We start from the raw sequence: 14453 nt of genomic DNA, 5'->3' as shown, positions 1-14453 counted from the left end.
TTTAACCTGGGAGATAATGTCCTGATTTACTAATTGATAAAAATTTTAATGTATATTTCCTTCCTCTATATAAGTTCATATAAATCAATTTTTAGTCCATAACTAATAAAACCTAAAATAATTCTCAGTATTTTCATTCCAGTAAACCGCGCTGTGTGCACCGGCATTATTGTGCCATTGCACACGGATGCCCTGTTTTAGCAGATGTTGATAGAAACGCTGGTTTACCCCGAGTAATGGATCCCTGGTACCTACATCCAGATAAATATCGATATTGCGTAAATCCTGTGATTGCGCCAGCAAAAAGGGATCGCGCCGGGCGCGCAACTCGGCATTGCTATAAAGCCAATCGCGCTGCCCAATAAACATATCGCTGCTGCTGTAATCCCACAGTGCGGAACTGTGAGCGCCAATTTTGCTGAAGAGTTCAGGGTAATTGAATCCCAGGTAAAGTGTAGCAAATCCCCCCATGGAATAACCTTCAATAAAGCGGGCCGTGCGGTCATTGTCTGTGCTGAAATTCCGGTCAACGTAAGGAATTATTTCTTTGATTAAATAATCTTCATACAGGCCAATAGTGCCACCGTCGCTGTCAGGATTTTGTGCGGCGGTGGAATTCACCGCGAAACTGTTATCGTAATCCGGTACTACCAGAATAGTGGGCTGCATACTACCTTTTGCAATCATCCGGTCAGCAGTGCGGTTAACGCTCATAAAATTATTGAACATTGAATATTCGCTACCACCGTAACCGTACATGATATAGAGCACAGGATAACGATGAACCGGGTTGTAACCAGGAGGTAAATAAATCGCCAACCCCATGTTTTTTCCAAGTACCTTGCTTGCCACACGGTGGTAGCGAATATCGGAGCTCGCCAAATCACGGGAGGAAGAGCTGAGCGAAGTTGACATGGCACTGCTGGAGGAATGGGTAGTGGTCATAACCCTTGAGCCACCAGCACCATTGCCACCACAACCGGTAAGCACCAGTAGCAGTAATAAAATATGAACAGGATAAAACAGGGTTTCGTTCGACATGACTATTACCTTTACCAATTACTTTCTCGCCAGTGCGCCTTCAGGTTGTGTTGGGTATTTATATAAAAATATTAATTGCATCAGGCAATTAAGGCTCTTAAAGAATTCTTAATAAAGATTAATTTCATGTTTGGGGTTGTGCATGCAAGGATGCTGGACAAGATCGGCAAGAGATATTAAGGTCGCTGCGTTTTATGAATGAGTGTTGGTTATGACCGAGCGAGTGCCTGTGACTGAACGTTTGTATCGTCCCCAATCCGGTGAGCGTGAATACCTGTTAGGTGATTGGCGCCTGTGTGTGAACACCAATAGCCTGCAACGTGGTGACACGAAAGTGGAATTGGAACATCGCCTGGTTTTGCTATTGGTGTACCTGATTGAAAATCAAGGTGAGGTATTAGGCAAAGAGCAAATCCTGAAAACTATCTGGCAGGGTAAAGTGGTCAATGAAGATAGCCTTGCTGTTGCCATTAGTCATCTACGTAAAGCCCTCGGTGATAATTCGCGCGCGCCGCACTATATAAAAACGATTCCTGGTGTTGGCTATCAATTTATTGCGGACGCAAAACCCGTTGGTAAAATTACGCCGGCCATTGGTGGTGGTGCATGGGTAGCTGAGGATGAGCAACAGCCCGTGACACCGGCCTTATCGCCCGGGCAAAAAGATGCGCTACGGGAATTGGTTGCGCCATCTCCAATTGTTAAAAAATCTGCACGGCATTTAACCTTGATCGTGGTGGTAGCACTCTCTGTATTGCTATGCATGGTTGTGTATTTAAGGTTATTGCCTGGAGAGCCCCGAGTGGTCGCCCCTGCGAATAATTCTGCATCCTTGCTTCAGGAAGCGAATAACCATTTTGCCCGGATAAGTCCACAACTTGCGAGTTGGCAGCCGGCGGAGTTGAAAGAAGCCATCCAGTCATTGCGTGAATTTCTACAACAATATCCCGATTTCGCACCCGCCTATGCGGGAATTGCGGAGGCAAAGGTAAAGTTATTGCAGGAGCAGTTATCAATACGTGATAACTGCGCAGAAGTCCTGGGGTTGCTTAATAAGTCAATTGATCTTGATCCACAACAGGCGGGTACGCTAGTGACTCGCGGAAATGTTTTATTTTGGTGTGTACGTGATTATGTGGCGGCGGAGCAGGATTATTTGCAATCAATACAGTTGGACCCGATGAATGACCTCGCGCCAATGCAGTATGCACAGCTATTACTGGCACAAGGAAAATTTACCGAATCGCTACAGCAGGTCGAAAAGTCCCGTCAATTAAATCCACTTAATTATTCGGTACCTACAGTGGTGTGGATTTACCAGATGCAGAAACGCGATGATCTTGCATTACAGGAATTGGAACGTATTAATAAAGCAGAACCTGGTGACCGTGAGTTCCATATTTCAGCACAGCGTGTGTATGCCCGCATAGGGCGTAATGCCGAGTCCTTGCAGCATTGGTTGTGGTTAATGCGCGATTCTGGCTATAGCGAAGCAGATATTCAAACGGTGCAAAATGAATTTGCGCGCGGGGGATTGATCGCGGTCCATCGTTGGTTATTGGCCCGTAAAGATAATGTTGACCTTGGTCAATATGTTCCACCTTTATCGTGGGCGCGCTATGCATTAGCGGCAGGTGAAATTGATATAGCCCTGGATTATCTGGAGCAAGCATTTAACGCGCGGCAATCGCCGCTGTTGTGGGGTAATGTCGACCCGGCATATGATCCGGTGCGCACACACCCGCGCTTTCAAAGCATCATGCAACAATTGCAACAACCCGAGTTTTAATATTCTTTATAAATTAAGGAGCTGCTGCAGAATATGCGCAAGCTCCTTAAACCTTCTTCATATTCCTTCATTATCGATTTATACAATCTGTTTTTAAGCTCTCTCGTGGTAATGCTTGTAAGGATTACTGACATTAATAATCACAGAGGCTCTAGTCATGAAGCATTTATTACTACTTGGATCACTCTTTCTATTTGGCTGCGGTGTTTCTGCCCCTCATGAAGCTGTCGCATCCCACGCTAATGATCACAAACTGAAAACACTACAACTGGATTGGCAGTATTCGCTGTATGCGCCGGTTGTTTCCACACCGGTGGTGTCTGGTAACCAGCTATTGGTGGCGGCGGAGAATGGCAATCTTTATTCATTTGATTTGGCATCGCGTAAATTTTCCTGGTTGTACCACACCGAAGCAGGCATTGCTTCAACGCCTGTTGTTGCACGAGGAAAGGTTTATTTCCTGAGTCGCGATGGCTTTTTCTATGCACTGGAGCAAGCGACTGGTAAACGCCTGTGGCGTTTTGCTACCGGTGGAGAAGGGCGGTTTGCAGCCGTAGGTGGTTATGGATTGCCAACAGAAATGGGACCGGTGCCGGACCCTTGGGATTTCTATTTATCATCCCCCGTTGTGCATGATGGCAAGGTTTATTTTGGCAGTACCGATAAAAATTTATATGCATTGGATGCCGAAACCGGCGAGCAGGTATGGTCATTTACGGCTGACGAAGCAATCCATTCGTCCCCGGTTATTAAAAATGGAAAGATATTTTTTGGAACCTGGGGCACCAAATTATTCGCGCTGAATGTCAACACCGGTAGTGAACTCTGGCATTTTCAGGGCGGTACTGATCCGCAACACTTTGCAATGCAAGGCATTACAGCGGCTCCTGTTGTCGATAACAATAATGTTTATGTTGGTGCGCGCGACGGTTTTATGTATGCCATTCGCCAGGGTGATGGTGCGTTGCTATGGCGTTACGATGCGGCCAATAGCTGGGTTTTGGCGAGTGCGGCACTTGACGATAAGAATATTTATATAGCCACCTCGGATACCGGATTATTCCTGGCGTTGGATAAAAAAACCGGCCTGGAAAAATATCGCGCAGATACTCGTTTGTGGACTTACGCCACGCCGCTATTAGTACAGGATCGTTATGCGTTTGTAGGAACAATGGCGGGTGAACTATACGGGTTTGATAAAAACACCGGTAAAAAAATATGGTATTACCAAACAGCGGAAGGCCGCGCAGATATTAATGATATTGTCGATGGTAAAACTGGAAAATTACGCGGTGAAAAATTATTTGCGCCGGAAATGCAAACCCAGGCGGGTGTTGAATTGGTGAAATCATTAGGCGCATTTATCGCATCTCCGATTTGGGGCAATAACCAATTAATTGCTGTCACTGCCACCGGGGAAATATTGCTTTTTGACTACTGATTAAAGCGTTTTACTCATTCCACTAACTTTTAAACAGCGCTAACCATAATTCTATGGTTAGCCGGGGAGGTTTTTGCCTAAAAAAACGGTTTACCCATAAATCCAACACAAGTGAGAGATAAAAAAATAAAGGTCTAACTATGACAAACACCAAAAAATTCCTGATCGCATCCCGCAAGGACTTTAAAAAATCCTTACTGGCTTTATCTATTATTTCCTTAAGTGCACCCTTAATGGCGCAAGTTGAGGTTGCCGAAGATCCTGCACTGGATGAAATTATTGTCACCGGTATGAAAAGCAGTATCGACTCTGCACAAAACATCAAACGCAATGCCGATACTGTCAAAGATGTAATTACCGCATCAGATATAGGCGCATTACCGGACAAAAGTGTTACCGAAGCGCTGCAACGTGTTGCAGGGGTAACTGTAGAACGTTTTGCAGATACCTCTGACCCTAACCATTTTGCTGATGAAGGTTCCGGTGTGTTGATTCGTGGCCTGGATCGCGTACGCAGTGAAATCAATGGCCGTGATTCTTTTAGCGCTAATCCCAATGGCGGTTTGAATTTTGAAGATATTTCCCCGGAATTATTGGGTTCTGTTGAAGTGGTAAAAAACCAGACGGCAGATTTAATTGCGGGTGGTATCGCTGGCACGGTGAATTTGGTTACTCGCAAACCGTTTGATGCAACTGATCGAATTATTATGTTATCGACGAAGGCCAGCTATGGTGATTTCCGTGAAGAAATTTCTCCTTCATATTCCGGTTTATTTAGCGACCGCTGGGAAACTGGTGTAGGTGAATTTGGTGTGTTGCTCAGTGCATCGTTTACTGAATTTAAATCGCGCGGTGACGGTATCGGCGTTGCTAATTATTATTCGCGTGGTGATGCATATATTCCCAGTGCCGGTGATGGCGATATCGCAGCTCCAAACTCTCCATTGGAGGGAAGGGCTCTGCAAGGGCAAGCACCGGGTACAATCGTTTATATGCCTGGACAATTTTCTTTGCGTACAGCAAATAATGATCGTGAACGCACTGGTATTGCCGGTTCATTGCAATGGCAAAATGTTGATGAAAGTATTATCACTACCCTGGAATATATTAAATCAGATGCAAGTTTGACATGGCGCGAACGTGTTATTGGTGCACAGGTGCAGGGGTTTGATGGCCCTTTGCCTAATTATCTTGATCTTGTTGATAATTCCCCTCGAACGCTCAATAGCGGTTTTTTTACCAGCGGTAGAGTAAAAGGAACAAATAACCACACCAATATCTCATCCCGTTACAATGACGCCAATGACGTTGTTGAAGATGTATCGTTTAATGTTTCATTGCTACCCACTGATGTACTAAAAATAAATATCGACTATCAGCACATTGAGTCTACCCAACAGGTAAAGAATTACGGTGTAAACGGCCATGCTCGTAATACCATTAGTGATGCTGATGTAGACCTGCGTGGAAGCAAACCAAAAATTACTTATATTGATCCACGTTTTACCCAGGCTAATGCTACCTATAACAGTACCAACAAAGCGCTTTATCTTGCTTCTGCCCTTGATCAGAACATTGATTCAGATGGAACTGCAGATGCTATAGCGTTGGATATTGAATACGGCCTTGATAGCGATTGGTTCAAAAATATTAAATCCGGTATTTATTATACGGATAAAGACTTAACCATTCGTGATACTGAATATTCTAACTGGGGCGCGCTCAATAGAGCCTGGATTGGGGGCGAGGGAGATGCCAGCTCTCCTGATGTGGTACCTGATGAATGGGAGCAAGTTGATTTTGGTGATTTTTATAAAAATGGCGGTTTAGTGGGCGGAAATACTAATTTTTATTTTCCGAAAATGAGCAATGCTGAAAACTTTACGGAGTTTACCCGCCGTGGCTGCGGTACTTTTTCGCGTGCCCCTTATGGCGGTGGCGATGAAAATAGTTATCCTCAAACAAATTCAAAATGCTACATGTCGCAAATGGATTTGCCTAATCGTATAGCGGGTACTCCCTTCGCTCCTTTCCATGTAACTTCAACAAATGAAGAGCGCACTGAAGCTTATGTCAGAGTAGATTTTGGCAACGATGAATTGGCTATGCCAATGCGCGGTAACCTGGGGTTGCGCTATGTGAATTATCAGTTGGAGTCTACAGGTTTTACGTTGTTACCTACCTCTCGTCCGACTTTCAGCAGTGTTGCAGGTGAAACCTTCTTTAATCAGAAATATCCCGGTTTGCTACAAATGGTTAATCCGAATGGTGGTATTTCTTCTACTATCAAGGGGACAAATTATTCTACCCTGCTACCAAGTTTTAACCTGGCAGTGGATGTTGCTGATGACGTGATTGCGCGCGTTGGGGTATCCAAAGGATTATTTTTCCCTGCCTTAAATTTAACGCGCAACTCCAGGGTTGCAAGTGTTTCGGTTACGGAAAGTCGTCAAATTTCAAATAAGCCATTGCAAGAAAACCCAAATTTACCTAACTACAATCCGGTAATTGGTGTCACTGCAGAATTAAGTGGTAATCAGCGCAATCCTTTCCTTGAGCCTGAAGAGGCCGTCAATTTTGATGTATCGGCTGAATGGTATTTTGCAGAGGCGGGTTCTTTGACTGCGTCTTTATTCCGGAAAGACGTTGATAATTTATTCCGTGATCGAACTGTGCCGGTTGAAGTTGTTAATCCGCGCAATGGAGCTAAAGAGAAATTTTCATTAACAGGACCAGTTAATGATGGTTCCGGATCGATTCAGGGATTTGAAATGGCCTATAGCCAATTTTATGACTTCCTGCCGGGTGCATTCAGCGGTTTGGGGTTGCAGCTGAACTATACCTATGTCGACCAAAAAGATATGAATGATGATGCAGCTACTGGCACAGGTGGTGTACGTTTCAACGCGGATGGTACGGAGTTAAGCGATGCCCGTGCCACTTTCCGTCAATTCACTAATTTACCTTTACCGGGTTATTCAGATCAAAACTACAACATCGTAGGTATGTATGAGTACAACGATATTTCCGCGCGCCTTGCCTATACATGGCGTTCGGAGTATTTAATTACCCGTCGTGATTCCAATGAATTTGCACCGGTTTATTCCAAAGATGTAGGGTCTCTCGATTTTACTTTCTTCTATAACATTAATGACAATTTTAAAATTGGTTTTGAGGCAACCAATTTATTGGATACAGAAACTGAAACCCAGGTACAACTAAACCAATCCGGAGACAGAACAGATTCGCTTAACTTTATCACTGATAAACGTTATGCCATCAGTTTGAGAGCCAATTTTTAATCTAACCCCTCTGGTTCTCATTTGCCCATGCCATGTAAATGGCATGGGCGTTTTTGCCAGTAGATTCGAACGCTTTTTCACGGAGCTATTGCAGCCTTATGAATTCTGATGCGCATATTTCACAACGAATTAACACGATTATTATTGTTGGTGGCGGCACGGCCGGATGGATGACTGCAGCCACACTCGCCAAAGTATTGGGCAATGATAAATATTCTATCCAGCTAATTGAATCAGATGCTATTGGTACTATTGGTGTGGGTGAGGCCACTATTCCACATATTGGTGTTTTCAATAAAATCCTCGGAATTGATGAACAGGATTTTATGCGTAGCACCCAGGCAACCTTTAAATTAGGTATTGAATTCATTAACTGGGGAAATGTGGGTGAGTCTTATATCCATCCTTTTGGCAGCTATGGTGTCAATATAGATTCGTTGCATTTTTATAATTATTTTTTAAAAATGAGCAAGCAGGGAGGTAATTACAATCCGGAAGATTATTCTGTTGGGGCGTTGGCCGCGCGCAATAATAAATTTATGCATCCACTGAATATCACCCGGTCACCTCTGGGTAATATCAAGTATGCGTATCATTTTGATGCGGGTTTATATGCTAAATATTTGCGCAATTATGCTGAAAATAAAGGCGTTGGGCGAATTGAAGGAAAAATAACCCGGGTAAAATTACAGGAGGACAACGGGTTTATTGATTCTGTTTTGTTGGAAGACGGAAGGGTTTATTCGGGAGACTTGTTTATTGACTGTAGCGGATTTCGCGGCATTTTAATAGAAGAGGCTTTGGGCACAGGTTATGAAGACTGGAGTAATTTATTGCCTTGCGATAGTGCTATCGCTGTACCAACCGCGAATATACATCCTCCCAAGCCTTACACGCGCTCTGTTGCCCAAAAAGCCGGATGGCAATGGCATATCCCATTACAACATCGTACTGGCAATGGCCACGTTTATTCCAGCCGATTTATGTGCGATGAACAGGCCCGCCAGATTTTATTAAATAACGTTGAAGGAGGCCTATTGGCAGAGCCTCGCGTTGTGAGGTTTAAAACCGGAATGCGCCGTAAATTCTGGAATAAAAATTGTGTGGCTGTAGGGTTATCCAGCGGATTCATTGAGCCCCTTGAATCAACCAGTATCCATTTAATCCAAACCAGTATCAAAAAGTTATTGGAGTTTTTTCCTGGCAAATATTTTAACCAAGGCAATATAGATGCATATAATGAGATTTTGCAGCGGAATTTATTGTTTATCAGAGATTTTATCGTGCTCCACTATAAAGCAACCCATCGGCAAGATTCTGCTTTTTGGAATTACTGCCGTACCATGCCAATTCCAGATAGCCTGGAAAAGAGAATAGATTTATATCGGCAAGAGGGGAAGATATATCACGATAGCAATGAACTTTTTTCCGAGGACAGTTGGTTTGCAGTTATGCAAGGCCAAGGGCTGGAATCTAATAATCATCATCCGTTAGTGGATGTTTTATCTGAGCAACAACTGAGAAATTTTTTTTCTGAAATAAAATCAGTAGTTGCCAATTCTGTTAATGCTATGCCAACACATGCAGACTATATCGCTAACTATTGCGCACAATAATGTGCGCTAATAACCATCTGTTTTTTGCATTGCCCATAAATGTGCCGCGACCAATGCTCGCCAGGGTGAGAATTCGACGAGCCATTCTTTCGTTGCGGCTTCGCTGATTTTTTCCTCTTTATTTATCAACTTGTCAGACGCTAATAACCATTGCAAATTTCGCCGTACAGCAACGTCACCATGGAGTGATCCATCGAGCCAGCCAAATCCACGCAGGAGCGCATAATTGATTGTCCAGGGGCCAACTCCCTTAACCTGTATCAGCCGATCATAAATATCCTGCGCAGGAAGCCGGTTGTTGTTCCAATAATCGCGCAACCATTGCTCAAGCGGCAATTGGCCTGAATAAATCATCCTGGCCAATTCAAGTATTGTTTGCGCTTTGGTTTGTGAGAAACCTTGCGAGCGTAATTCATCTACCGTAAACCTGATCAGTTGTGCGGCGCCTGGATAACAATAAATACCGGAAGAATGTTGCACCCCGGCGTAACGAATTAAATTGCGTCGTAGTGATACTGCAGCATTAACACTGATTTGTTGGCCGGTAATTGCCCAGCTCAACGCTTCAAAGGCGGATGCACTCTGTGGAACACGCAGCCCGGATTGTTTGGCGATAAGAGGCCCAAGATGAGGGTGGTATTGAATGAAAGATTCAAATTCATCGACGGCCTGGTTAAGGCCCAGCATATGTTTTACGAGGTGTCGCAACTCTTTCTCTATTGATACAGCGTCGAGTTTTTTACGCCCTGAATCTATGTGTAACTCAGCTGTGAGTTGCTGCTTTTTTAATGTCACTGTGAGTTGTGCTGGCAGGTCATACCAGCAGATACCTTTTATGAGCTGATTATCTTTTACAATCTCCGATAGCATTTGCGTATCGCGTTGATGAAAAGTAAAAAAGTTATCCCGTTGATAATTACCCGGCAACGTGAAGCGTGTGCTAATTGTTATTGGCATAAATATTATTCGTAGATGGTATTAGAACAATCTTGCTGTGACATTTGAAATAATTAGCCGGTGCTGGCTTCAGGTTTACGCAACATTTGTGGCGTGGCCAGCGCCAGTAAAATCAATGTGGCAAGCAATACTATTGGGCCGCTGGTAACGATCATAAAGGGTGTCCAGTCTTTAACGGCATAAATAGTGCCAGTGAATGTTTGGGCTTTGAAGGAATCACTCTTGCTCAGGATCTTGCCCTTATTATCGATGATGGCACTGGGGCCATTATTTGTTGAGTACACCAGGTAGCGGCCAGTTTCCAATGCGCGCATTTGAGCCATTTGCATAAATTGCTTGGATTGAATCGAATCCAGAAACCAGCCGAGGTTATTTACGCTCAACAATACTTGAGTCTCTTTAGCGGCAGTAGCAATTAAATCGGGATAAACAATCTCATAACAAATTGCTGGTGTAATACGTACACCATTGGCAATCAAACCATGTTGGTCTTGTGGGCCAACGTGAATAAATGATGTAGGTAAATTGAAGAATTCAATTAATCCGCGCAATTGATCTTCTAATGGAACATATTCACCAAAAGGCACGAGGCGGCGCTTGTGGTAAAAACCATAACCATTACCCAAACCGGCAACCGAGTTGTAATATTTTTGTTGTTCGCGGTCTTCATAAATGACACCGGTAAATAAAGCTGATTCATTGAGGGATGCCTGTTTATTTATTTCTTCCAGGAAAGGCAGGGCATCGTGATAAGTCAGCGAAGTCGGGATGGCTGCTTCGGGCCAAATTACCCAATTATTTTTCCATAAATCATTGCTTAATTCGCGTAATTGATTCAATGCAGCAATAGTGGACGCTTGATTAAAACTCAGTTTAATACTTTGATCGATATTAGGTTGCACCATCCCGACAGTGATGGGTTTGGTATCTGGTTCGGCCCAGGTGATAGTTTTTAAGCCTGCACCCATCACCCAAAACAATATTGCGCAGCTACTGAGAATAACGAGGGAAATATTCTTAATCGAGTCGCTTCTATAGCGCCACAACCATTCTGCAATTACACCGGCGCCGAACACCAGAATAAAGCTGATACTGATTACGCCAGCGACGGGTGCCCAGCCGGCAAGCCAGGTATTTAAGTGGGCGTAACCCAGATATAACCACGGGAAACCGGTCAGTAACCAGGTGCGAATCCACTCACCCATCATCCAGCAGGCGGGCAGGGCAAGTGTTATTGCAAAGCGGTTGTAACTAAACCATTTTCCGAAAATATAAAATGGAATGCAAAATATCACAGCCATAAAGCAGGCGAAAATAAATACCAGGAAGGCTGCAAATAACGGAGATGCGCCACCAAAATGATGAATGCTGGTGTAAATCCAGTGAATGCCTGCGCAGTAAAATCCAACGCCGAACGCAAAGCTTCGCCACAATACATTTTTTAATGGCTGCTCTTTCAGAAGTAGCGCAAATGCAATAAGGCTCACCAGGGTAATTGGCCAGACATTGAACGGTGCAAAACTCAATGTAATGAATGCACCACTTATCAGTGCGATTAACAGTACATATTTATCGGGTAAATTTAAAACATTTCTGGCAATCATAATTATTTTCGATAGTTTAAAAAAATCCCGCCAGAAGGCGGGATTTTATTGGATTTAAATGGTTAGACTTAACCAGGGATCGGGTACTACAGCAGGGTAACAATCCCTCCGCTAGGTAGCCTTTTCCTATTTCATAAAATGATTAGGTCAGTCGTTTAAAATCGTCAACCTCAGCAAATGAATCTGACGGTTATCAGCATAGAGTACACGGAATTGCATGTTGTCCAATTGGACAACTTCATTCCGCTTGGGCAAATGGCCAAACTCCTGCATTAATATGCCGCCGAGAGTATCGAAATCTTCATCGCTGAAAATGGTACCGAAAAATTCGTTAAAACTTTCGATAGGAGTAAGCGCTTTGATGATGTAATCATTTTCGCTTACACGCTTGATGTAATCAGATGTTTCTTCTTCCTCATCGGTTTCATCTTCAATTTCGCCAACGATTTCTTCAAGAATATCTTCAATAGTCAACAGGCCGGTGATCCCGCCGTATTCATCCATCACCAATGCCATGTGGTAACGGTTTTCACGGAATTCACGCAACAAAATATTTACCCGTTTACTCTCGGGAATGATATTCGCCGGGCGCAAGATGGTTTCGATGTTGAAGTTATCAGTGCCTTTGAGGGCGAGTGGTAATAAATCTTTCGCCAGCAAAATGCCCCGCACATCGTCGATGTTTTCACCAATGACCGGAAAACGGGAATGGCCGGATTCGATAATTTTTGGCAGGTACTCCTGCGGGGAATCTTCAATGCGAATGGCCACGATATGGGAGCGCGGCACCATAATTTCGCGGGCTTGCAAGGACGAAACATCCATCGCACCCTCAATGATGCTCAGGGCTTCCTGATCCAGTAATTGGTTATCGGCGGCGTCTTTAATGATTTCCATCAATTCATCGCGGGATTTCGGTTCCGCGCTGAAGGCGTGGAGGAGCTTATCCAGCCAGGATCGTTCGTGTTTTTCGGTGGTGGTGCTACTCGGATGTTCGTCCGACATGATGATAGTTCCCAAGGTCTTTATTCTTCAGCAGTGAGACAGTCTTGATAGGGGGCTGGGAATCCCAGCCCGGTGATGATTTCGGTTTCCAGTGCTTCCATAGTTTCGGCTTCGTCATCGTCAATATGATCAAACCCCAGTAAATGCAGGCTGCCGTGAACCAACATGTGAGCCCAATGGGCCTCCAGTGTTTTGCCTTGCTCTTGCGCTTCCCGTTCTACTACCGGTGCGCATACAACGAGATCACCCAAAAGTGGAATGCCTACTTCTTCGGGGATGTCCGCAGGGAAGGAAAGCACATTGGTTGGCTTGTCCTTACCCCGGTATTGCGAATTCAATTCCTGGCTTTCAGCCTCATCTACTATATAAAGACTGACTTCGGCCTCGTCCAGTTCCTGACTTTTAAGCGCAGCAGCAATCCAGGTTTCCAGCGCAGCAACAGCCGGTAAATGCTGGCTATTGGTATTGGTTTCAATATCAATCTGGTACATATCAGTCGGCTTTTGGCTGCTTTTGTTCAAAAGCGTCATAGGCTTCCACAATGCGTTGCACGATCGGGTGGCGAACGACGTCCTTCGAGGTGAAATGGGTAAAGCTAATCCCGTTGACGTTATCCAGTACCTCAATCGCGTGGCGCAAGCCGGATGCCATACCGCGCGGCAAATCGATCTGGGTAGGGTCCCCAGTAATGACTGCGGTAGTACCAAAACCAATACGGGTCAGGAACATTTTCATTTGTTCGCGAGTGGTATTCTGGCTTTCGTCGAGGATTACAAACGAGTTGTTCAGCGTGCGACCGCGCATAAAGGCGAGCGGGGCGACCTCAATAACACCGCGTTCCATCAATTTGCCCACAGTATCAAACCCTAACATTTCAAATAATGCGTCGTAGAGCGGGCGCAGGTAAGGGTCTACCTTTTGCGCCAGGTCTCCTGGCAAAAAGCCCAGTTTTTCGCCCGCTTCCACTGCCGGACGCACCAGCAGGATTCGTTCGATTTCATTCTTGAGCAGTGCTTCTACTGCACAGGCAACCGCCAGGTAGGTTTTGCCGGTACCGGCCGGGCCAATGCCAAAGTTGATATCGTGCTTTTGAACTGCCCGCACATAACGTTGCTGGTTTAAGCCGCGTGGTTTAATGGTGCATTTTTTTGTGCGAATAAGGGTAATGCCTTCATCGCCATTGCTATCCTTCGCCGGAGCCTCGTTATCAGTGGCGGGGAATGCCTGTGCGTCGGCTTGATCAAGTTGTTGCATAAGCTGTTCTATACCTGAGGTTTGCAAAGCCAGATGAACTTCGTCGGGAGTGAGCTCGGCGTGTTCAGTTAATTGATAGAGGTTGCGTAAGAGCTCGGCAGCGGCGCGAATAGTATCCGCAGGACCAATTAGCTCGAAATCAGTGCCGCGGTGGCGGATTTCTATATCAAGGCGTTCTTCAATCTGACGCAGGTGCTGACCTAGCAGACCGTTGAGATTCGCAAGTCGGCGACTGTCACCCGGTTCCAGGCTTAGCTGGTGGGTAACGGTTTCCGGGGCGGAGGTGACGTGACTATTCAAAGCAGGTATTGATCTCTTTCAGCTTAAGTTAAGGTAAGACTAAACCATTCAGCAGGGAGGTTAAAGTACAAATTAGTCGCTGCAATGCTAATTAACGTTACTATTCTTATTGTTATGCTTTAGGTATTAATCATAACCTTATGT

Annotated in this window: 10 protein-coding genes; 4 read left to right on the top strand and 6 right to left on the bottom strand. The window is 44.7% G+C overall.

Annotation, left to right across the window (positions count from 1 at the left end):
- Positions 1–102: 102 nt before the first annotated feature.
- Complete coding sequence (locus A596_RS19030) at positions 103–1041, bottom strand: alpha/beta hydrolase (RefSeq protein WP_052417684.1); 939 nt, start codon at positions 1039–1041, stop codon at positions 103–105.
- Between the two features lie 211 nt (positions 1042–1252).
- On the opposite strand from A596_RS19030, the gene A596_RS19025 reads away from it, so the two are divergent.
- The 4 genes from A596_RS19025 to A596_RS19010 all read left to right on the top strand — a co-directional run bounded on the left by A596_RS19025 (position 1253) and on the right by A596_RS19010 (position 9189).
- Positions 1253–2830 carry a winged helix-turn-helix domain-containing protein gene (locus A596_RS19025; protein WP_039917799.1) on the top strand — a complete coding sequence of 526 codons (1578 nt, stop codon included), beginning with the start codon at positions 1253–1255 and terminating at the stop codon, positions 2828–2830.
- Between the two features lie 157 nt (positions 2831–2987).
- Positions 2988–4271 (top strand): outer membrane protein assembly factor BamB family protein, encoded by a 1284-nt coding sequence (locus A596_RS19020; protein ID WP_039917796.1) that lies wholly within the window; start codon positions 2988–2990, stop codon positions 4269–4271.
- A 140-nt stretch (positions 4272–4411) separates the two neighbouring features.
- The gene (locus A596_RS19015; RefSeq protein WP_039917794.1) at positions 4412–7573 is read left to right on the top strand and encodes a TonB-dependent receptor; all 3162 of its coding nucleotides are present in this window, start codon (positions 4412–4414) and stop codon (positions 7571–7573) included.
- 98 nt (positions 7574–7671) lie between these two features.
- A complete protein-coding gene (locus A596_RS19010) occupies positions 7672–9189 on the top strand; it encodes a tryptophan halogenase family protein (protein ID WP_039917791.1) in 1518 nt (505 codons plus the stop codon).
- 6 nt (positions 9190–9195) lie between these two features.
- Here A596_RS19010 and A596_RS19005 read toward each other — a convergent pair whose 3' ends face one another.
- The 5 genes from A596_RS19005 to A596_RS18985 form a co-directional block, all read right to left on the bottom strand.
- Positions 9196–10146 carry a DNA-3-methyladenine glycosylase family protein gene (locus A596_RS19005; protein WP_039917789.1) on the bottom strand — a complete coding sequence of 317 codons (951 nt, stop codon included), beginning with the start codon at positions 10144–10146 and terminating at the stop codon, positions 9196–9198.
- A 53-nt stretch (positions 10147–10199) separates the two neighbouring features.
- A complete protein-coding gene (lnt, locus tag A596_RS19000; RefSeq protein ID WP_039917787.1) occupies positions 10200–11750 on the bottom strand; it encodes an apolipoprotein N-acyltransferase in 1551 nt (516 codons plus the stop codon).
- A gap of 147 nt (positions 11751–11897) precedes the next feature.
- Positions 11898–12755 (bottom strand): HlyC/CorC family transporter, encoded by an 858-nt coding sequence (locus A596_RS18995; protein ID WP_200882971.1) that lies wholly within the window; start codon positions 12753–12755, stop codon positions 11898–11900.
- Between the two features lie 20 nt (positions 12756–12775).
- On the bottom strand, positions 12776–13285 hold the full coding sequence (ybeY, locus tag A596_RS18990) for an rRNA maturation RNase YbeY (RefSeq protein WP_235425785.1): 510 nt from the start codon (positions 13283–13285) through the stop codon (positions 12776–12778).
- Positions 13248–14309: a PhoH family protein gene (locus tag A596_RS18985; RefSeq protein WP_039917786.1), complete on the bottom strand. Its 1062-nt coding sequence runs from the start codon at positions 14307–14309 to the stop codon at positions 13248–13250. Before A596_RS18985 ends, ybeY begins: the two co-directional genes overlap by 38 nt.
- Positions 14310–14453: the final 144 nt, after the last annotated feature.

The sequence above is a fragment of the Cellvibrio mixtus subsp. mixtus J3-8 genome (assembly GCF_000766945.1).
GTDB classification, from domain to species: Bacteria; Pseudomonadota; Gammaproteobacteria; order Pseudomonadales; family Cellvibrionaceae; genus Cellvibrio; species Cellvibrio mixtus_A.
Note: the sequence above shows the minus strand (reverse complement) of the source record. Positions and strands in the feature narration are given on the sequence as shown.